The sequence below is a fragment of the Eggerthella timonensis genome, from assembly GCF_900184265.1.
Taxonomy (GTDB): Bacteria; Actinomycetota; Coriobacteriia; order Coriobacteriales; family Eggerthellaceae; genus Eggerthella; species Eggerthella timonensis.
Genome location: NZ_FXXA01000002.1, coordinates 2,433,936 through 2,452,991, shown reverse-complemented (window position 1 = coordinate 2,452,991; position 19,056 = coordinate 2,433,936). Strand labels below are relative to the sequence as shown.

Below are 19,056 nucleotides of genomic sequence, written 5' to 3'. Positions count from 1 at the left end.
CGCCTTACTCCCCTTCTGCGAAGCCGACGGCGTCGAGCGCGTCGCCGCAGCGCTTGCATACATCCGGATGGTTCGGGTTGCCGCCGAGCGCGCGGTAGTTCCAGCAGCGCGGGCACTTCTCGGCATCGGTCTTCGCCACCGACGCCGCCAGCTCATCGCCCTCCTCGAACGCCACCGAGGCCACGATGAACAGCTCCTCGAACACCGACGCGTCGTAGCGCTCCAGCACGTCGAGCATGCTGCGCGGCGCCGTCACCGTCACGGATGCCTCCTGGCTCTTGTTCACGACCTTCCGACCGCGCGCGTCCTCGAGCGCCTTCGTCACGACCTCGCGCACGCCCATCACCAGGCCGAAGTCCTCGGCGACGCGCTCGGCATCGTCGGGCAGCGCGGGCGCGAAGTCGGACCTCTCGGGCCAGCCGGCCAGCTGCACGTTCGGGACGTTCCCGTAGCTCGAGCGAACGCCTTCCGGATAGTGCTCCCACACCTCGTCGGTCGTGAACGTGAGCACCGGCGCCAGCACGCGCACGAGCACCTCGAGGATGTTCATGAGCACGGTCTGCGCGGCGCGGCGGCGCGGCGAGTCGGGCGCCTCGGAGTACAGGCGGTCCTTCGTCGCGTCCATGTACACGGCCGAGAGATCGTTCACGGCGTAGTCGTACACCGCGCGGTAGACGAGGTGGAACTTGTACTCGTCGTAGGCGCGCTCCACGTCGCGCAGCAGATGCCAAAGACGCACCATGGCCCACTGGTCGACGGGCTCGAGCGCGTCCCAATCCTTGACGGCGTGCTCGTTGGCGAAGTCGTCGAGGCTGCCCAACAGGAAGCGGAAGGTGTTGCGGATGCGGCGGTACGCCTCGCTCGTGCGCTCGAGGATCTCGTCGCCGATGTTCACGTCCTGGGAGTAATCGACGCTGGCCACCCACAAACGCAGCACGTCGGCGCCGCTCTTCGCCATGACGTCCGCCGGGTCGACGCCGTTTCCGGCCGACTTCGACATCTTCTTGCCCTCGGCGTCCATCGTGAATCCGCAGTGCATGACGGACTTGTACGGCGGCACGCCGTAGGCGCCCATGCTGGTGAGCAGGGACGACTGAAACCAGCCGCGATGCTGGTCGGAGCCTTCGAGGTACATGTCGGCCGGGAAGCGCAGGCCCTCGGCCTCGCGGTGCTTCAGCACGGAGGTGTGCGATACGCCGCTCTCCCACCACACGTCGAGGATGTCCTTCTCGGGGACGAGCTCGGTGCAGCCGCACGTCTCGCACTTCACGCCGCGTGGCAGGTAGTCGGACGGATCGTGCGTGAACCACGCGTCGGCGCCCTCGCGGTAGAACAGGTCGATCACCGCGTCGAACGTCTCGGCCGTGGCCACGGTGTTGCCGCACTTGGCGCACTTGAACACGGGGATGGGCACGCCCCACGAGCGCTGGCGCGAGATGCACCAGTCGGGACGGTCGGCCACCATGCTTCCGATGCGGTTCTTCGCCCATGCGGGGATCCACTCCACCTCGCGGTCGATGGCGTTGAGCGCGTTCTCGCGCAGCGAGTTCTTGTCCATCGACACGAACCACTGGTCGGTGGCGCGGAAGATGACCGGCTCGTGGCAGCGCCAGCAGTGCGGGTAGCTGTGGAGGATCTCCTTCTGGGCCACGAGCGTGCCGCGCTCGCGCAGCCACGCGATGATGGCCGGGTTCGCCTCGTCCACGTCGAGGCCCGCGAAGGGGCCCGCCTCGTCGGTGAGCACGCCGTTGTCGTCCACCGGCATGAGCAGCGGCACGTCGAACTCGAGGGCGACCAGGTAGTCGTCCTGGCCGTGGCCGGGGGCGGTGTGCACCGCGCCTGTGCCCGAGTCGAGCGTGACGTGGTCGCCGTAGATGATGGTCCCCTTGAGGTCCTGGCGGATGGGGCACGTGTAGGTCAGTCCGGTGAACTCGCGGCCCTTGAGCGAGACGGGCTCGCCGTCCGCGCCGCGCACGAGGTCGTAGGACTCCCAGCCCGCGATCTCGGCCACCTGGTCCACCAGCTCGCGCGCCATGATCATGTTCGAGCCCGCTACCTGCACCATTACGTAGTCGGCATCGGGCGCCAGCGACACGGCGGTGTTCGCCGGCAGCGTCCAGGGCGTGGTGGTCCAGATGAGCACGTAGGCGTCGCCCGTCGCGCCGGCGGCCTCGAACATGCCGGGCATGAGGTCCATCTTGAACTTCACGAAGATGGACGGCGACGTCTCGTCGGAGTACTCGATCTCGGCCTCGGCAAGCGCGGTGTGGCAGCGCTTGCACCAGTGGATGGGCTTGCGGCCGCGGTACACCGAGCCGTCGAGGTACATCTTCTTGAACACCTCGACGTTGCCCGCCTCGTAGTTCGGCGTGAAGGTGAGGTACGGATGGTCCCAGTCGGCGTTCACGCCGAGGCGCTTGAAGCCCTCGCGCTGCACGTCGACGTACTTCTCGGCCCACTCGCGGCACAGGCGGCGCAGCGTGGGCTGGTCGATCTTCGCCATCTTCTCGGGCCCGAGGGTCTTCTCCACCATGTGCTCGATGGGCTGGCCGTGGCAGTCCCAACCCGGCACGTACGGCGTGAAGAAGCCGCGCTGCGCATGGGACTTGTTCACGAAGTCCTTGAGGATCTTGTTGAAGGCGTGGCCGATGTGGATGGGGCCGTTGGCGTACGGGGGGCCGTCGTGCAAGATGAAGGGCTTGCCGTCCTTGTTCTTCTCGAGCACCTGCTCGTAGATGCGCTCTTCCTCCCATTTGGCCAACCGCTTCGGCTCGTTCTCGGGCAGGTTCGCCCGCATCGCGAAGTCGGTCTTCGGCAGGTTCATCGTTTCTTTGTACGTGTTCGCCACGGGTGCCGTACCTTTCCTCAAAGCCTGTGCGCTTTCGTTCGTCATAAACCGCTATAGTATAGTGGAACGAACGCCGTTTCCAGCGAGCCTGGCCGCACTTTTCAAAATTGCGACACAGGAGCACGACGCTTCACGGTATACTTTTCATCATTCGCCTATTCACAGCGGAAGGCTCGGGTTTTCCGACCGCTGCAGTTTTCAGGAAGGACGCGTCGTATGCCGATGAACTTCGAGATCGTCACCGATTCCAGCTGCAACCTCGTCGAGGACATGATCGACGACTTCGGGCTGCACATCCTGCCCCTCACCTTCATGGTGGACGGCGAGCAGTACCAAAGCTACCTCAAGGGCCAGCACACCGATCTGGCGCAGTTCTACACGATGATGCGCGAGGGCAAGGTGATCACGACGTCGCTGCCGAACCTGGCCGATTCCGAAGCGCTCATGCGCGGCCTGCTGGAACAAGGGCGGGACGTGCTGTACCTGGGCTTCTCCAGCGGCCTGTCGGGCACCTACGAGGCCACCAAGCTGCTCATCCGCGACCTGGCGAAGGAGTTCCCCGACCGCACGATGTACGCCGTGGACACGCTGGCGGCCTCGGGCGGCGAGGGCCTGCTGATCTGGCACGCGGTCCAGCGCGCCCGTGCCGGCGCCTCCATCGAGGAGGTGCGCGACTGGGTGGAGGAGAACAAGCTGCACCTGGCTCACTGGTTCACCGTCGACGACCTCATGTTCCTGTTCCGCGGCGGCCGCGTGTCGAAGACGGCGGCCTGGGCGGGCACCATGCTCAACATCAAGCCCGTCATGCACGTGGACGACGAAGGGCGCCTCGTCCCCCTGGAGAAGGTGCGCGGCCGCAAGAAGTCCCTGAACGCGCTCGTGGACCACATGGAGAAGGCGGCGCTTCCGCCGATCGACGGGCAGATGGTGTTCATCACGCACGGCGACTGCATCGAGGAGGCCGAGTACGTGGCCGAGCAGGTGAAGGAGCGCTTCGGCGTAAAGCAGGTCGTCATCAACTACGTCGACCCCGTCATCGGCGCCCATTCCGGCCCCGGCACCATGGCGCTGTTCTTCCTGGCCGACAAGCGCTAGCGCGGCCTGCGAGCCGGGCAGCGGGCCGCCGAGGATCCGGCGGGCTCGCATGAAGCCCCGTTTCGTTGTTCGCTCCGCCGAAAATGGCTGAAGATTCCGCTATTGGCAATCTTCTTGCGGATGTTTGCGAGAGCTCCGGGCGTTTGCCTGGGGCTCTCTTGCTTCACGATGGTTTTCTTCGACGAAGCTTGCCAATAAGGGGAATTTTTGGCGTTTCCGCGAACTATCCGATCATGATCGCCCGCAGCGACGTCGACAGCGGGCTCGAAGCGCGCCCTACTTGTAGTCGGCCGGGTTCTTGCTGGCGGAACCGGTGGTGTTGCCCTCGCCGCGCAGCTCGCGGCCGAAGCGGACGGCGGATTCGCCGAACTTGTCCTTCACGAGGTCGGTGGCCTCGATGAGCCCGCGGCGCTTCCCCTCGTCGGGGATGGACGGCCGCACGTCGTCCTCGTTCGGCGCGGCCTCGGCGAGGTCGAACAGGCTCTCCTGCACCCCTTCGCCGCCCTCGAACCCCGTCATCCCCACGCCGATGAGGCGCACGGGCATGCCGGGCCGCCACAGCTCGTCCATCATGCGGTACAGAAGCGGCGTGTAGGCGAACTCGTCGTCGCTGGGCGCCGCCAGCTGGCGCTGCACCGAGCGCACGCTGCGGTCGTCGTAGCGCACCCGCAGGCTGATCGTGCGGCCGCGCAGGCCCTTGCGCCGAAGGCGGCGCCCCACCTTCGCGGCGATGGTAGCGATGGCGCCCTCCACCTCGTCGCGCGCGGTGAGGTCTGACGCGAACGTCATCTCGTTCGACACCGACTTCACCGTGTCGTCCTGCTCGACCGGGGCGTCGTCGCCGCCGTTCGCCCGCACGTGCATGACGCGGCCGTTCTTGCCGAACACGCGCAGCAGCATGCCCTCGTCCGCGTCGGCCAGCTGGCCGAGCGTGCGGATGCCGCGGGAGTGCAGCTTCTCCTCGGCCGCGGCTCCGATGCCGCTCATCGTGCGGACGGGAAGGGGGGCGAGGAAGTCCCGCTCGCCGCCCGGGTACACCACGGTCAGCCCGCGCGGCTTGTCCATGTCCGAAGCGATCTTCGCGACGGTCTTCGACGTGCCCACGCCGATGGAGCACGTGACGCCCAGCTTCTCGACGCGCTGCTGGATGCGCTGCGCGACGCGCACGGGATGCTCGCGGTTCACCGACGTGGGCGTCACGTCCATGAACGCCTCGTCGATGCTGACCTGCTGCACGTGCGGCGTCTCGGCGCGCAGGATGTCCATGATGGCGTTCGACATCTCGCGGTAGCGGTCGAAATGGCCATGCGTCCAGATGGCGTGCGGGCACAGGCGCTTCGCCGTGGACGAGGGCATGGCGCTGTGCACGCCGTACGGGCGCGCCTCGTACGACGCCGTGGACACCACGCCGTGCTTGTCGGCGTCGCCGCCCACGATGACCGGCTTGCCGCGCCAAGCGGGATGGTCGAGCTGCTCGACCGAGGCGAAGAACGCATCGAGGTCCACAAGCAGGATGGCCGGCCCGCGCCACTCCTCGAGCGGCAGGGCGAAGCCGTCGCCGTCTGCGGGCGCTTCGGAATCGGTCTGTGGGGAATCGGATCGCATTGCGCGAATAAGTCTACCATGCCATAGCCGGGCGTAACGAACTTGTGCTAGGATATTCATTCCTTGCCTCGAATCACGAGGCGAAACGCGGGGAGGGAGAGACATGACGATGACGCAGCGAGATGCCGACGCGCGCCTTGGCGTGCGCGCCTGCGTGACCGCGCTGCCCGAGCAGCTGCTGTCGCCCCCCTACGAGATGCGCTCCGAGATGAACTGGATCGACTTCTCCGGCACGGCGAACCCCCTGGGAACGCCCCCTTCCTTCATCCGCGCGATGGAGGAAGCGCTGGCCGCCGGCGAGCTGAACTACCCGCCCGACCGCGAGGCGCACACGCTGCGCAGCGTGCTTGCCCGCAAGTTCGGGCTGCCCGTCGAGTCGTTCCTCGTGGGCTCCACCGTGGGCGACATGGTGCGCGCCGTTGCCCAGACCTACCAGCCCTGCACCGTGGGCGTGGCCGTCCCCGGCCCCGTGGAGTACGCGCTGGCCGCCGGCAACGCGGGCCATCGCGTGGTGGAGATCGCGAGCCCGGCCGGCTTCACCGTGCCCGACCCGGCCGCGGCCGAGCGCCACGGCATCGTGTTCGACGCCGCCGTGCTGGCGAACCCGGGCTACCCCACGAGCCGCCTGCTGCCCAGGCCCACGCTGCTCGCCTACCTCGACGCCTGCACCTGGGTGGTCGTGGACGAGCGCTCCATCGAGCTCACGCTGGGCGGCGAGAGCATGGTGGCGCTCGTGAACGAGCACCGCAACCTCGTGGTGGTGCGCTCGCTGTGCGAGCCCTTCGCCATGCCGGGCATACCCATCAGCTACTGCATCGCGCACCCCGACACCATCGCGCAGATCACGCACTTCTACGACAGCTCGTGCGTGCCGATGTTCGCCGAGGTCATCGGCGAGCTGGCGCTTTCGGAGACGGAGCACCTCGAGCGCACGCGCGACTTCCTCGATTCGGAGATCCCCTGGCTGCAGTGCATGCTGAACCTCATCCCCGGCATCGACATCTTCCCCGCCGAGGCGAACTACGTCATGTGCACGTTCGACGGCGGGCCCGACCTGGCGCTCGGCGTGGCGAACACCGACGAGCTGGCGCAGCGCCTGCAGCTGGCCGGGTTCCTGATCCGCAAGCTCGAGGGCACCCCCGCGCTGGAGGACAGCCGCTACTTCTGCGTGGCCGTCCGCACGCGCGAGGACAACGAGAAGCTCGTGGCCGCCCTCCGCGAGATCATCACGGGGTGCTAGAGGGCGCATCCGCGAAAGAGGAACGCGCTTTGTCGCAACGAAGGGCTGCCCGCGGGCAGCCCTTCGCGCTTCTACTTCACCTCGTATCCCGCCTCCGTCACGGCGGCGACCAGCGCCTCTTCGGGCACGTCCCGGGTCATCTTCGCGGTGGCGGTGCCGGCCTCGAGGTCGACGACGGCCTCCTCGACGCCCGCCACGCCTTCGAGGGCCTTCTTCACGTGGGCGACGCAGTGCTGGCACATCATGCCTTCGACGTTCAGGGTCTTCTCCATGACGATCTCCTTTTCGTTGGGGGTTTCATCGGGGGTTTCATCGGGGGTTTCTTTGGGGTCCGCGGCCTCGCCGGGGTCGCCGCCTTCGACGGGCGAGCTCGCGGGGGCGCCCGTCGGCACCTTGGGGAGGTTGGGCTTCCAGCCGCGCAGGCGCAGGGCGTTCGACACCACGCACACCGAGCTCAGGCTCATGGCGGCCGCGGCTATCATGGGGTTGAGGTTCAGCCCCATGAACGACAGCGCGCCGGCGGCCACGGGAATGCACACCGCGTTGTAGACGAGCGCCCAGAACAGGTTCTGCTTGATGTTGCGCAGCGTCGCGCGCGACAGCTGGATGGAGGCGGGCACGTCGAGCGGGTCGCTTCTCATGAGCACGATGTCGGCGCTCTCGATAGCCACGTCGGTGCCCGCCCCGATGGCGATGCCGACGTCGGCGCGCGCGAGCGCCGGGGCGTCGTTGATGCCGTCGCCCACCATGGCCACGCGGCCCTGCTCGGACAGGCGGCGGATCTCGCGCTCCTTGCCGTCCGGCAGCACGCCGGCGATGACCTCGTCGGCGCCCACCTCGCGCTGGATGGCGGCGGCGGTGCGCTCGTTGTCGCCGGTCAGCATCACCGTGCGGATGCCCATGGACTTGAGCTCGGCGAGGGCGGCGGCGCTCGAGGGCTTCACCGTGTCGGCCACGGCGATCACGCCCAGAAGCTCGCCGTCCTGAGCGAAGAAGAGCGGCGTCTTGCCCTCGTCGGCCTGCCGTCGCGCCTCCTCGGCGAACGCGCCCACGGCGACGTTGCGGGCCTCCATCATGCGCAGGTTGCCGGCGCATGACGGACGGTCATCGACGAGCGCTGCCACCCCTTCGCCGGGCACCTGCTTGAAATCCTCCACGATCAGCGGGTAGGCCCGCCGAGAGCGCGCGTAGTCGCACACGGCGCGCGCGAGCGGGTGCTCTGATCGGCCTTCGATGGACACCGCCAGCTCCAGCAGGCGCTCCTCGCCCACGCCCGGCGCCGGCATCACGTCGGTGACGCTCGGCGCGCCCTCGGTCACCGTGCCCGTCTTGTCGAGCACGACGGTCTTCACGTCGTGGGCGGTTTCCAGCGCCTCGGCCGACTTGATGAGGATGCCGCATGCCGCCCCGCGCCCGGTGCCCACCATGATGGCCGTGGGCGTGGCCAGGCCGAGCGCGCACGGGCACGAGATGACGAGCACGCTGATGGCGTGCGACAGGGCAACTTCGAGCGTCGAGCCGCCGAACATCCACACGGCGAACGTTACGACGGCGATGACGATGACCACGGGCACGAACACGCCCGATATCCTGTCGGCGATCTTCTCGATGGGCGCCTTCGTCGACGTGGCCTCGTCCACGAGCCGGATGATGCCCGCCAGCGTGGTGTCGTCGCCCACGCGATCGGCCCGCATGGTGAACCACCCGGTGCTGTTCACGGTGGCGCCGGTCACCGCGTCGCCGGGGCGCTTGTCCACGGGCACGCTCTCGCCCGTGATCACCGACTCGTCCACCGTTCCCGAGCCCTCGAGCACGGTGCCGTCCACGGGGATGCCCTCGCCCGCGCGCACCGCCAGCACGTCGCCCGCGCGCACCGCTTCCACCGCGACGCGCTCCTCGCGGCCGTCCACGAGCCGCGTGGCCTCCTTGGGCGCGAGGTCCATGAGCTTCGCGATGGCGTCGGTGGTCTTGCCTTTCGCGCGCGCCTCGAAGTACTTGCCCAGCGTGATGAGCGTGAGGATCATGGCCGCCGACTCGAAGTACAGGTCCATCGCCGCCATATGCGAGGCGTGCAGGTCGCCCGCGCCTAGCGCGATGCCGATCTTGTAGATGGCGTAGATGCCGTACGCGGTGGCCGCCGTCGAGCCGAGGGCGATGAGCGAGTCCATGTTCGGCGCGCCGTGGGCGAGCGTTTTGAAGCCCACGCGGAAGAACTTGAAGTTGACGAACACGACGGGCAGAAGCAGCAGGAACTGCGTGAACGCGAACGTCATCACGTTCGCGTCGCCCAGGAAGAACCCGGGCAGCGGCCAGCCGAACATGTGCCCCATGGACAGGTAGAACAGCGGGATCGTGAATGCCGCGGACACGACGAGGCGCATGCGCACGCGCCTGGCCTCGGCGGCCGCGTCGGCCACGGGACGCGCCTCGGCCGCGCGGCTTCCGGCACCGGGAGCCTGCTGGCCCGCTGGGACGCGCGCGGCGGCGCCGTAGCCCGCCTTGTCGACGGCGGCCTCGACGGCGTTCGCGATGGCCGCCGGCTCCGCGCCGTCGCGATACGTCACCTCCATGCTGTTCTTCAACAGGTTCACGGCGACGTCGGCCACGCCGGGCACGGCCCGGGCGGCCTTCTCCACGCGCGCGGAGCACGCCGCGCACGTCATGCCGGTCACATCGAATGCTTGCTTCACCTCATGCTCCTTCTTGGCCGCCCAACGAGAATCCGAACGGATGTTTCACGTGAAACATCCTGCCCGTCTTTCGCGCTGCCTCCTTGGTCTATCGCGAGAACTTCTTCATGAGCTGCATCACTTCGTCGACGACCTCCACGTTGCCGCGCCTGATCTGCTCGACCACGCAGGTTTCCAGATGGTTCTGCAGCATGAGGGCCGAAACGCTGTGGACGGCGCTTTCGGCGGCGGCGAGCTGCGTGAGCACGTCGCCGCAGTACCGGTTGTCGTCGATCATGGTTTTGATGCCGCCCAGTTGGCCGATGACGCGGTTGAGCCGCTTCTGCAGGTCGGCTTGCAGCTCCTCCGAGCGCGGCGTCTCCTTGCGACGGCAGCAGCCGGCCTCCGCAGCCGGCGGGTTCTTCTCCGCCATGATGCTCCTTTCCTCTATACCCCATGAGGGTATCTTGGCGTGAGTATATACCCCTCATGGGTATTGTCAACCCCCTGGTGCGCGAGCGGCGGGACACGCGGCGCTCGGCGGGCGGCGCAGGCGCAAGGCGCGAGGCGCAAACCGGCCGTCATGCGAAGGACACCGCGCGGCAATCCCGCAGACGGCCGCGAACCGCTACACTGGAAGCGTGCAGGAACGCGAGGAAGGAGCCGCCGATGTGCCGCCGTTTCATACCCGTCGACCGCGACGAAGTCGCGCGCATCGCCGCGGAGATCGAGCGCGACCTGGTCGATCACGCCGACGAGCTGGCCTCGCTCGACCCTCTTGAATCCTACGAGGCGCATCTGTTCGCGCCCGCGGGCGACGCTGCGCGGGCCTCCCGCGCGCAGGAGGCGCGCTGCGACGCGGCGACGCAGCTGTCGCTGTTCGACGACGGGCCCGCCGTCCCCGCGGCTTCCGCGCTCCCGCCCCGCACCGAGGCGCTCCCCTCGTCGGTGGTGCCGCTCATCGTGGCCACAGGCGACGGATGCGGCCTTGCGGTCGCGCATATGGCCTGGGGATACGAGGTTCCATGGAAGAACGGGCCCGTGTTCAACACGCGCATCGAGACGGCGCTGAAGGGTGAGGGCAGCATGTGGTCGCCGTCCTTCGCGCGGCGCCGCTGCCTGATACCCGCCTGGGGCTTCTACGAGTCGCACGCGTCCGAGACGGTGCCGAGCGAGCGCACCGGGCGCCCCGTGAAGCGCCAGTACGCCTTCGAGCCGCTCGACGGCGCGCCGCTCTTGCTGGCGGGCATCCACGATCGCGGCCGGTTCTCGCTCGTCACCACCGAGCCGAACGACGCGGTGGCTCCCGTGCACAACCGCATGCCGCTCGCGCTGGGGCCCGGCGAGCCCGCGCTGTGGCTGCGCGGCGTCTACGCGCCGCTGCTCGACCGCGGCGCCATCGAGCTGCGCGTCGCTCCCGAGCGCTAACCGACGGCGGCGGCCACGGTCTCCCCTGCGCGGTTTCGCCCAAACGGTGCGGAACCGAGCTCCCACGGCCCCCGCGCCTTACCGATCGCGAGCGTTTCCCCAGCTCGCTATTCGCCATGTCGCCTTGCGCCGCTTCCGGTGCCGCGATTCTGCAACATCAGGGTGTGAACCGCACGCAAACGGAGCGGGGAAGCTCGCCAAGAACGGATGTTTCACGTGAAACATCCGTTCTGGTTCCCTTCTTGGAGCATAGCGCCCGGCGATCCATCTTCCTCGATGGGGCGTCGTTGCGCAAGGAAGCGCCGGCGCCGGTTGCGTCGGCCGCGCCGCTTCAGGCTCCCCTATGTGCGGGAAAATCCGGTTTTTGGCAATCGGAGTCCCTCGTTCTTCCGCTGCGGAAAACTCCGACCTGGGGTTTCGCCGCGCGAAATCGCGGCGGCGGCGTCCTGCGACGGCGAAACGGGGAAAAGGATTGCCAAAAACCGGATTTTCCCGCACATAGGGGAGGCGAGAACGCACCGGCGCGGACGCTTCCGACCGGCGCCTCGGCACGGCGGCCGGAAGCGGGGTTGCAGAACGCGATCTGGCATTATGCGCCAAACGAGAGGTCAAAGTATTCGTTCTGGTTCTCTGTTTGGAGCATCGTCCCTGGGCGGCGCGGCCCCGAAAGGCGCGGCGCTACTTGCCGCGCTCGGACAGGAACAGCCCCGCGATCGTCAGGGCCACGCCGGCGATGACGGGCGGCGTGAGCGGATCGCCCAGCACGGCCGCCGAGGCCAGCACGGTGAGCGCGGGCACGAGGTAGATGTACAGGCTCGTCTTCACGGGCCCCAGCTCCTTCACCGCCATGTTCCACGTCACGAAGCACAGCGCGCTGGCCCCCAGGCCCAAGAACACGAGGTTGCCCCACATCTCGGGCGCGGCGAGCGAGGCCCAATCGGGCGAGAAGCCCAAAACGGGCAGCGTCGGAAGCATGAAGGCGAGGCCCCAGGCGAACGTGCGGCGCGTGACGAGGATGCTGTCGTAGCCGAACGTCGAGAGCTTCTTCGTCACGATGGAGTACGCGGCCCACGTGCCCGCCGCAGCCAGCGCCAGCGCCACGCCCACGAGCCCGACCTGGCCGAGGCCGCCTTCCCCCGCAAGCCCCGCCATGCCGCCCGAGAAGCTGACCAGGCATACGCCCGCCATGGCCACCGCGAAGCCCGCGAAGAACGGCGCGCGCAGCCGCTCCTTGAGCACGACGGCCGATGCGATGCCGGTGAACAGCGGAGCCGCCGCCACGACCACGCCCACGATGGAGGCCGTGGTGAACGTGAGCGCGATGTTCTCGAGCAGGTAGTACAGCGTAACGCCGGTGGCGCCCGCCAGCATGAACCAGCGCTCCTCCTTGAACCCCCGCACGCGCAGGATGCGCGGGCGCAGCAGGGCGAGCGCGGCGAAGCCGATCACGAAGCGGAAGAACAGGATCTCGATGGGCGCGAGGTGCACGAGCAGCACCTTCGTGGACACGAACGTCACGGCCCACACGAGCACGGTGACGAGCGCCAGCACGTGCCCGCGCACCGCCGGCCGCTGCTGCGTCTGCACGTCGTCCGCCGCCCGGACGTCTGCCGCGGCCATGTTAGAGCCCCTCGCGCGAGGCACGCGCGGCGCTGCGGTAGCGGCCCGGCGTGACGCCGTAGAACGACTTGAACACCCGGGTCATGTGCGCCTGGTCGGAGAAGCCGGCGCGCACGGCCGCCTCGGCGGGAACTTCGCCGGCAGCCAGCAGGTCGCGCGCGCGGTTCGCCCGCACGGCTTGCAGGTAGCGATGGGGCGTGAGGCCCGTCTCGTCGGAGAACGCGCGGATGAGGGCGAACCGCGACAGCCCGGCGGCTTCGGCCAAATCCGCGAGCGTCAGCTCGGCAGCGTACGTCTCGTCGACGAGCGCCCGGGCGCGGGCCACCGCCGAGGCAGAGCCCGTCGGCGCAGCGGGCGCGCTCGACGCCGAGGGGCCGCCCTCGCAGCAGCGGGCCGCGCGCGCCAGCAGGGCGAGCAGGGCCTCCTCTTCCTCGAGCGGATCGGCCCCTTCGCTCCAGGCGAACGCGTACAGGCGCGCCATGCAGGCCGAAAGCGACACGTCGCGCGTGACCACCGTCTTAAAGCGATGCGGGCCCGCCACGCCGATCGCCTCGCCCACCACCTGCGAGAACAGCTCGTCGGGAACGACGATGCTGCGATACGCCAGCGGGGCATCGCCCACGGGCTCGCAGCCGTGCACCTCGCCCGGCTCGAACAGCACGAAGTCGTCGGGACCCAGAACGTGCTCTTGTCCGCGACAGCGCATGCGACGGCCGCCGCCCACCATCTGCCCGATGGTCCAGAAATCGTGGAAGTGCAGCGGGAAGGGCTGCACGATGCCCTCGAGCGTGACGAACTCCACGCCCGGGCACGGCCCGAACGGCGCGATGCGCCGGTTCTCGGCTCCCATCTCGGGGTCGGCCAAGCGCGCGCCCGCCACGTCCGGGCGCTCGTTCCATGCTTCGATCGTTTCCATGCAAACCCTTTCGTCCAAGCAGGAAACGATACCACGAACCCGCACGGCCCGCTTGAACGAAATTGCGGGCGGGACGCCGCGGCCGGCGCGACGCCCCGAGCCTGCGAGCGCAAAACCCGTACAAATGTTTCACGTGAAACATTCCCGCGGCGATGGGCGATGGCGATGGGGCCGCGACGGCGATGGTGCGATGGCGCCGCGATGGCGATGGGGCGCCGTCGCCCATAGCCGTCGCCCGTTCTCGCCGCGGGGTGCTACCGCCGTTCGAGCAGATCGCCGCGCGTGGAGATCACCGCCACCTCGAAGGGCACGTCTTTGCCGCTGCGCTCGAGGGCCGTGCGCGCAGCGTGCTCGAGCCCGCCGCAACACGGAACCTCCATGCGCGCTACGGTGACCGAGGCGATGTCGTTGCTCGCGAAGACGGCCTCGAGCTTCTGGCTGTAGTCGACGGCGTCCAGCTTCGGGCAGCCGACGAGGACGACCCGCCCGCGCAAAAAGTCGCGATGGAAGTCGGCGTAGGCGAACGCCGTGCAGTCGGCGGCGACCAGCACGTGCGCGCCCTGGAGGTACGGCGCCCGAACGGGGGCGAGCTTGATCTCCACCGGCCACGTCGTCAGCTCGGAGGGGCGCGGCGCATCGCAGCCGGCCGCGTCCGGCGCGCCCGCGGCGAGCCCGGCGGCCCCGTCGGCGGCTCGGCCGCGCGCCGCGAGCACGGCCGCCTCGTCGTAGGCTTCGGCCTCGCGCTCGACGAAGACGATGGCGCCGGTCGGGCACGCGGGCAGGCAGTCGCCCAACCCGTCGCAGTAGTTGTCCCGCAACAGGCGGGCCTTGCCGCCCACCAGGCCGATCGCTCCCTCATGGCACGCCGAAACGCACAGGCCGCAGCCGGTGCACGCCGCCTCGTCGATCTCGATGATCTTCCGTATCATACTGTTCCTCCCGCACGCATCCTCGACGCACGCCCTCGCACGTTCTCTCCGGTACGCCCGGGAGCATAGCACGTCGCATCGACAACCCTTGTTGGAAATCCAACAAGGGAGCATTTCCCTCGCTTTCCCCTTGACACGGCGCTCCTCGCCCGTATACTTATGAACAGTTGATCATATGTTGAGAGGTTGGCAGGATGAAGTCAGACCAGAGCACGAACGCGACGACGCACGACGACGGCTCCGCCCCGGCGCAGAGCGCGCACGACAACGGCTGCTCGTGCGGCTGCGCCGAGCACGCGGGTGCGTCCGGACCGGGGCCCGAGAGCATGCCCGACGAGGAGCTGCTCTACGACCTGGCCGACCTGTTCAAGGTGTTCGGCGACACGACGCGCATCAAGATGCTGTACGCGCTCATGGGCCGCGAGCTGTGCGTCGCCGACCTCGCCGAGCTCATCGGCGCCACGCAAAGCGCCGTGTCGCACCAGCTGCGCACGCTCAAGCAGGCCCGCCTCGTCAAGTTCCAGCGCGACGGCAAGAACGTCATCTACTCGCTGTCCGACGACCATGTGTACACCATGCTCGCCCAGGGCATGACCCACATCTGCGAATAGGGAACGACGAGCGACGAGCAACGAACAACCCGACGAACGCCCCTACCGAAAGGAACCCCTCATGCGCAAAGCATTCAAGCTCCAGGACCTCGACTGCGCGAACTGCGCGGCCAAGATGGAGAACGCCATCTCGAACATCGACGGCGTGAAAAGCGCCACGGTCAGCTTCATGACGCAGAAGCTCGTGTTGGAAGCCGACGACGACCGCTTCGAAGCGGTGCTCGACGAGGCCGAGCGCGCGTGCCGCAAGATCGAGCCGGATTGCGTCATCCTGCGCTAACCGCCCGCTGACAATCGAAGCGTCGCCCTGCAAGACTGCGAACGGATGTTTCACGTGAAACAGTCCGACGCTGCGGCGCGCCCTTTCCCGAACCATACGAAAAACAAGGTTGGAGATCATGAACAAGAAACAGAAACGCACGAGGAACCGCATCGTCCTCGCCATCGCGCTGTTCGTCGTCGTGTACGTCGTGGCGGAGCTGCTTCCGCTGTCGACGTGGCTCGGCAGCGAGACGACGGCGCTGTGGGTGGAGTTCGCGCTGTTCCTCGTCCCCTACCTCATCGCCGGCTACGACGTGCTGCTGCGCGCGGCGAAGAACATCGGCCACGGCCAGGTGTTCGACGAGAACTTCCTTATGAGCGTGGCCACCATCGGCGCCTTCGCGCTGGTGCTGTTCCCCGACAGCGACCCGCACATGGCCGAAGGCGCGGCCGTCATGCTGTTCTACCAGGTGGGGGAGCTGTTCCAAAGCTACGCCGTGGGCAAATCGCGCAAGTCCATCGCCGACATGATGAACATCGCGCCCGACTTCGCCAACGTGGAGCGCGACGGGCGGCTCGTGCAGGTGGACCCCTACGAGGTGGCCGTGGGCGACGAGATCGTCGTCAAAGCCGGCGAGCGCGTCCCGCTCGACGGCGTGGTGGTGAGCGGCACGTCGCAGCTCGACACCGCGGCTCTCACCGGCGAGTCGGTGCCGCGCGAGGTGCGAGAAGGCGACGAGATCATCTCGGGCTGCGTCAACATGACCGGCCTCATCACCGTGCGCGCGACCAAACCCTTCGGCGAGTCCACCGTGAGCCGCATCCTCGAGCTCGTGGAGAACGCGGCCGAGAAGAAGGCCAAGACCGAGAACTTCATCACCCGCTTCGCGCGGTACTACACCCCGGCGGTCGTCGGCATCGCGGTGCTGCTGGCCGTCGTGCCGCCGCTCGTGCTGGGCCAGAGCTGGTCCGACTGGGTGCAGCGCGGGCTGATCTTCCTCGTGGTGTCGTGCCCCTGCGCGCTCGTCATCAGCGTGCCCCTGTCGTTCTTCGGCGGCATCGGCGGCGCCTCGCGCCTCGGCATCCTCGTGAAGGGCAGCAACTACCTGGAGACGCTCGCCGGCACCGAGACGGTCGTATTCGACAAGACCGGCACGCTCACCGACGGCTCGTTCAACGTGGTTGCCGTGCATCCCTCGTCCGGCATCGACCCCGACCGGCTGCTGTCCATCGCGGCGCACGCCGAGGCGTACTCGAACCACCCGATCGCCCTGTCGGTTCGCGCGGCCTACTCGGGGCCCATCGACCAGCAGCGCATCGATGACGTGCAGGAGCAGAGCGGCCACGGCGTGCGGGCGCGCATCGACGAGCACGTGGTGCTCGTAGGCAACGACAAGCTCATGAGCGAGTGCGGCGTGGGCTGCCACGACTGCGAGCTGACCGGCACCATCCTGCACGTGTCGCTCGACGGGGAGTACATCGGCCACATCGTCATCGCCGACGTCGTGAAGCCCGACGCGGCCGAGGCCGTCGCCGAGCTGCGCGCGGCCGGCGTGAAGAAGACCGTCATGCTGACGGGCGACCGCGTCGACGTGGCCGCCGCCGTGGCGAAGGAGCTGGGCATCGACGAGTTCCGCGCGCAGCTTCTGCCCCAGGACAAGGTGGCGGAAGTGGAGAAGCTCCTCGAAGAGACGCACGAGAGGGGCGCCGGGAAGGGCAAGCTGGCGTTCGTGGGCGACGGCATCAACGACGCGCCCGTGCTCACCCGCGCCGACATCGGCATCGCCATGGGCGCGATGGGGTCGGACGCGGCCATCGAGGCGGCCGACGTGGTGCTCATGGACGACAAGCCGTCCAACATCGCGCGGGCGATCGGCATCGCCCGCAAGACCATGGGCATCGTGTGGCAGAACATCGTGTTCGCCCTCGGCGTGAAGTTCCTCGTGCTGATCCTGGCGGCGGTGGGCATCGCCAACATGTGGCTGGCCGTGTTCGCCGACGTGGGCGTGGCCGTGATCGCCATCCTCAACGCCATGCGCGCCATGAACGTGAGGAAGTAGCCGCCGCGCGATCGACCGGCGAGCAGCCGACCGCGCCGCCCCTCGGGGCGGCGCGGCGCGTTTCCGGGGTGCGAAGCCTCGCGCCGCTGACGCCGGGTGCCGGATGTTTCACGTGAAACATCTGTTCCCGTTCCCGAACGATCCTATGGACGCGTCTGCGCTTCGGCGTCCTGCACGAGCGTGATCATGTCCTGGCGGTTGTTCACGCCGAGCTTCTGGTAGATGCGGGAAGTGTGGGTCTTCACCGTGCCCTCGGCCAAAAACAACGTGTTCTGGATGTACGTGCGATTGCGCCCCTGCGCGAGCAGCTCGAACACCTCGGTCTCGCGCGGCGACAGCCCGTAGCGCACAGCGACGGACGTGAGCCGGTCCTCCTCGCTCGTTGGCGCGGGTGCAGGAGCAGGAGCCGCATCGCCGCCGCGATGCGAGCGAAACAGCAGCATCATGACTACGATGAAGAAGTACATGGCCAGCACGATGAGGATGCTGCTGAGCTCCACCGTGTTCTGCAGCAGCATCGCGTAGGCGATGGAGAACGCGCCGTAGACGGCATAGCCGATCCCCACCACGCGGTACGGATGCACGTTGAGACTGCGGATGGACAACGCGATGAGCGCCCAGTGGAACAGCTGCGAGAACAGCTCGACGAACGTGGTGAGCACGTAGCTCGTCCACGATGTGAGCCCCACGAGGTGCGCAACCTGCGGGTCGAGCAGGAAGAAGCCGCCGAGGATCACCATGAACGGCGGCAGGAACCGGGTGATGTAGTCGTCGCCCTGCTCTTTGACCAGCGTCACGCGGGCGAAGAACAGCACGAGCGCGATGACCACGAGGAAGCCCAGCCCGTTGAGGATGTTCTCCACCTCGTAGCCGCTTCCCCAGAACCCCATCTTGCTGAGCACGCGCACGAGCGCGCGCAGCACGGGCAGCATCACCAGCAGCACCAGCAGCACGCGCCGGTCGGGCTCGTGCACCTTGGGCAGCTCGGCAAGGTCGAGCGTCTCGGTCGAGCGGTCGAGCGTCCGCTGCCCCGCCCACACCGCTGCAAACGCGATCACGGGCGATGCGATGGCGGCCGCCACCTGCACCGCAGGCGCCCCATGCAGGTTGATGAGGCTTGTGAGGATGGTCTTCGCCAGCAGGCTGACGGCGAGGATGGACACCACTGTGGCGTAGTCGCCCTTGTAGGCCACCTCGCACACGAGGTGGACGGCCAGCCAGCCATAGCCAAGTCCCACGAAGAACAGGCAGCCGGCGCACAGGTAATCGCTCGGCAGGATAGGGACCGCCGTCGGGAACGAGAACAGGATCGTAGCCGCTACGGAGGTCGCCGCGATGCCGACGCCGATGAAAGCCTCGAACCGTTTCAGCAAGCCGGGGACGAGGACGTAGAGCGCCGTCGACAAGGTAAGGCCCGCGAGGAACAGCACGCGCGCATTCGCGATGCCCTGCACCGCGTCGGCGCTGGAGAAGAACCCGGAGCCATGGCCCACCACGTCCGACCATACGCTCATGAACGCGAGGCCCACCACCGTGCAGACCGAAAGACCCCAACCCTGTTTCATCGCATTTCGACGTAGCGGCATCCCCTATGCCCTCCCTCCTACGCCTTCGAGCATAGCACATCGGACCCGCGCGCTACCGCGAACGTGCCCTGCTGAGCGGGCGTCCCAGGCACAATCATCCCTTTCGGGCACAAGGACGAGCATGGTTTAGGGCGTTTCGGGAGACACGCGCCGCTCCCCCGCGAGCCTAAGATGAAGCCAGTCCGCAG

Annotated in this window: 14 protein-coding genes; 6 read left to right on the top strand and 8 right to left on the bottom strand. The window is 68.0% G+C overall.

The genetic code is table 11. The features are described 5' to 3' along the window. Positions 1-4: 4 nt before the first annotated feature. Positions 5-2,848, bottom strand: coding sequence for an isoleucine--tRNA ligase (gene ileS / locus C1A15_RS10175; protein ID WP_101722461.1), 2,844 nt, complete (start codon positions 2,846-2,848; stop codon positions 5-7). A gap of 216 nt (positions 2,849-3,064) precedes the next feature. Here ileS and C1A15_RS10170 point away from each other — a divergent pair, with 216 nt between their 5' ends. Next, positions 3,065-3,943: a DegV family protein gene (locus tag C1A15_RS10170; RefSeq protein WP_101722460.1), complete on the top strand. Its 879-nt coding sequence runs from the start codon at positions 3,065-3,067 to the stop codon at positions 3,941-3,943. A 276-nt stretch (positions 3,944-4,219) separates the two neighbouring features. On the opposite strand, the gene dinB is transcribed toward C1A15_RS10170, so the two are convergent. After that, a complete protein-coding gene (dinB, locus tag C1A15_RS10165) occupies positions 4,220-5,548 on the bottom strand; it encodes a DNA polymerase IV (protein ID WP_180953069.1) in 1,329 nt (442 codons plus the stop codon). A 103-nt stretch (positions 5,549-5,651) separates the two neighbouring features. On the opposite strand from dinB, the gene C1A15_RS10160 reads away from it, so the two are divergent. Next, a complete protein-coding gene (locus tag C1A15_RS10160) occupies positions 5,652-6,788 on the top strand; it encodes a pyridoxal phosphate-dependent aminotransferase (protein ID WP_101722459.1) in 1,137 nt (378 codons plus the stop codon). Positions 6,789-6,859: 71 nt separating this feature from the next. Here the strand turns inward: C1A15_RS10160 and C1A15_RS10155 are convergent, their stop codons facing one another. Next, on the bottom strand, positions 6,860-9,478 hold the full coding sequence (locus C1A15_RS10155; protein WP_101722458.1) for a heavy metal translocating P-type ATPase: 2,619 nt from the start codon (positions 9,476-9,478) through the stop codon (positions 6,860-6,862). Between the two features lie 88 nt (positions 9,479-9,566). Then, entirely contained in the window at positions 9,567-9,890 is a 324-nt protein-coding gene (locus C1A15_RS10150) for a metal-sensing transcriptional repressor (protein ID WP_101722457.1), read from the bottom strand. A 236-nt stretch (positions 9,891-10,126) separates the two neighbouring features. On the opposite strand from C1A15_RS10150, the gene C1A15_RS10145 reads away from it, so the two are divergent. Beyond that, the gene (locus C1A15_RS10145) at positions 10,127-10,885 is read left to right on the top strand and encodes an SOS response-associated peptidase family protein (protein WP_101722456.1); all 759 of its coding nucleotides are present in this window, start codon (positions 10,127-10,129) and stop codon (positions 10,883-10,885) included. A gap of 678 nt (positions 10,886-11,563) precedes the next feature. Here the strand turns inward: C1A15_RS10145 and C1A15_RS10140 are convergent. The 3 genes from C1A15_RS10140 to C1A15_RS10130 all read right to left on the bottom strand — a co-directional run bounded on the left by C1A15_RS10140 (position 11,564) and on the right by C1A15_RS10130 (position 14,350). After that, the gene (locus tag C1A15_RS10140) at positions 11,564-12,505 is read right to left on the bottom strand and encodes a DMT family transporter (protein WP_101722455.1); all 942 of its coding nucleotides are present in this window, start codon (positions 12,503-12,505) and stop codon (positions 11,564-11,566) included. A gap of 1 nt (position 12,506) precedes the next feature. Next, positions 12,507-13,421: a helix-turn-helix transcriptional regulator gene (locus tag C1A15_RS10135; RefSeq protein ID WP_101722454.1), complete on the bottom strand. Its 915-nt coding sequence runs from the start codon at positions 13,419-13,421 to the stop codon at positions 12,507-12,509. A 254-nt stretch (positions 13,422-13,675) separates the two neighbouring features. Continuing rightward, positions 13,676-14,350, bottom strand: a complete 675-nt coding sequence (locus C1A15_RS10130) for an ATP-binding protein (RefSeq protein WP_101722453.1) — start codon at positions 14,348-14,350, stop codon at positions 13,676-13,678. Positions 14,351-14,544: 194 nt separating this feature from the next. Between C1A15_RS10130 and C1A15_RS10125 the strand changes: the two genes are divergently transcribed. The 3 genes from C1A15_RS10125 to C1A15_RS10115 all read left to right on the top strand — a co-directional run bounded on the left by C1A15_RS10125 (position 14,545) and on the right by C1A15_RS10115 (position 17,282). Continuing rightward, positions 14,545-14,961: an ArsR/SmtB family transcription factor gene (locus C1A15_RS10125; protein ID WP_101722452.1), complete on the top strand. Its 417-nt coding sequence runs from the start codon at positions 14,545-14,547 to the stop codon at positions 14,959-14,961. A 61-nt stretch (positions 14,962-15,022) separates the two neighbouring features. Then, a complete protein-coding gene (locus C1A15_RS10120) occupies positions 15,023-15,241 on the top strand; it encodes a cation transporter (protein WP_087189829.1) in 219 nt (72 codons plus the stop codon). Positions 15,242-15,359: 118 nt separating this feature from the next. Then, positions 15,360-17,282, top strand: a complete 1,923-nt coding sequence (locus C1A15_RS10115; protein WP_101722451.1) for a heavy metal translocating P-type ATPase — start codon at positions 15,360-15,362, stop codon at positions 17,280-17,282. Positions 17,283-17,425: 143 nt separating this feature from the next. Here the strand turns inward: C1A15_RS10115 and C1A15_RS10110 are convergent, their stop codons facing one another. After that, positions 17,426-18,847: a helix-turn-helix transcriptional regulator gene (locus tag C1A15_RS10110; protein WP_180953068.1), complete on the bottom strand. Its 1,422-nt coding sequence runs from the start codon at positions 18,845-18,847 to the stop codon at positions 17,426-17,428. Between the last annotated feature and the right edge of the window lie 209 nt (positions 18,848-19,056).

Bases quoted from the DNA above. Each gene is read 5' to 3' on its own strand.
- C1A15_RS10150 (WP_101722457.1), bottom strand. From the start codon at position 9,890: ATGGCGGAGAAGAACCCGCCGGCTGCGGAGGCCGGCTGCTGCCGTCGC.
- C1A15_RS10160 (WP_101722459.1), top strand. From the start codon at position 5,652: ATGACGATGACGCAGCGAGATGCCGACGCGCGCCTTGGCGTGCGCGCC.
- C1A15_RS10130 (WP_101722453.1), bottom strand. From the start codon at position 14,350: ATGATACGGAAGATCATCGAGATCGACGAGGCGGCGTGCACCGGCTGC.
- C1A15_RS10115 (WP_101722451.1), top strand. From the start codon at position 15,360: ATGAACAAGAAACAGAAACGCACGAGGAACCGCATCGTCCTCGCCATC.
- C1A15_RS10135 (WP_101722454.1), bottom strand. From the start codon at position 13,421: ATGGAAACGATCGAAGCATGGAACGAGCGCCCGGACGTGGCGGGCGCG.
- C1A15_RS10170 (WP_101722460.1), top strand. From the start codon at position 3,065: ATGCCGATGAACTTCGAGATCGTCACCGATTCCAGCTGCAACCTCGTC.
- dinB (WP_180953069.1), bottom strand. From the start codon at position 5,548: ATGCGATCCGATTCCCCACAGACCGATTCCGAAGCGCCCGCAGACGGC.
- C1A15_RS10110 (WP_180953068.1), bottom strand. From the start codon at position 18,847: ATGAAACAGGGTTGGGGTCTTTCGGTCTGCACGGTGGTGGGCCTCGCG.
- C1A15_RS10125 (WP_101722452.1), top strand. From the start codon at position 14,545: ATGAAGTCAGACCAGAGCACGAACGCGACGACGCACGACGACGGCTCC.
- C1A15_RS10140 (WP_101722455.1), bottom strand. From the start codon at position 12,505: ATGGCCGCGGCAGACGTCCGGGCGGCGGACGACGTGCAGACGCAGCAG.
- C1A15_RS10145 (WP_101722456.1), top strand. From the start codon at position 10,127: ATGTGCCGCCGTTTCATACCCGTCGACCGCGACGAAGTCGCGCGCATC.
- C1A15_RS10120 (WP_087189829.1), top strand. From the start codon at position 15,023: ATGCGCAAAGCATTCAAGCTCCAGGACCTCGACTGCGCGAACTGCGCG.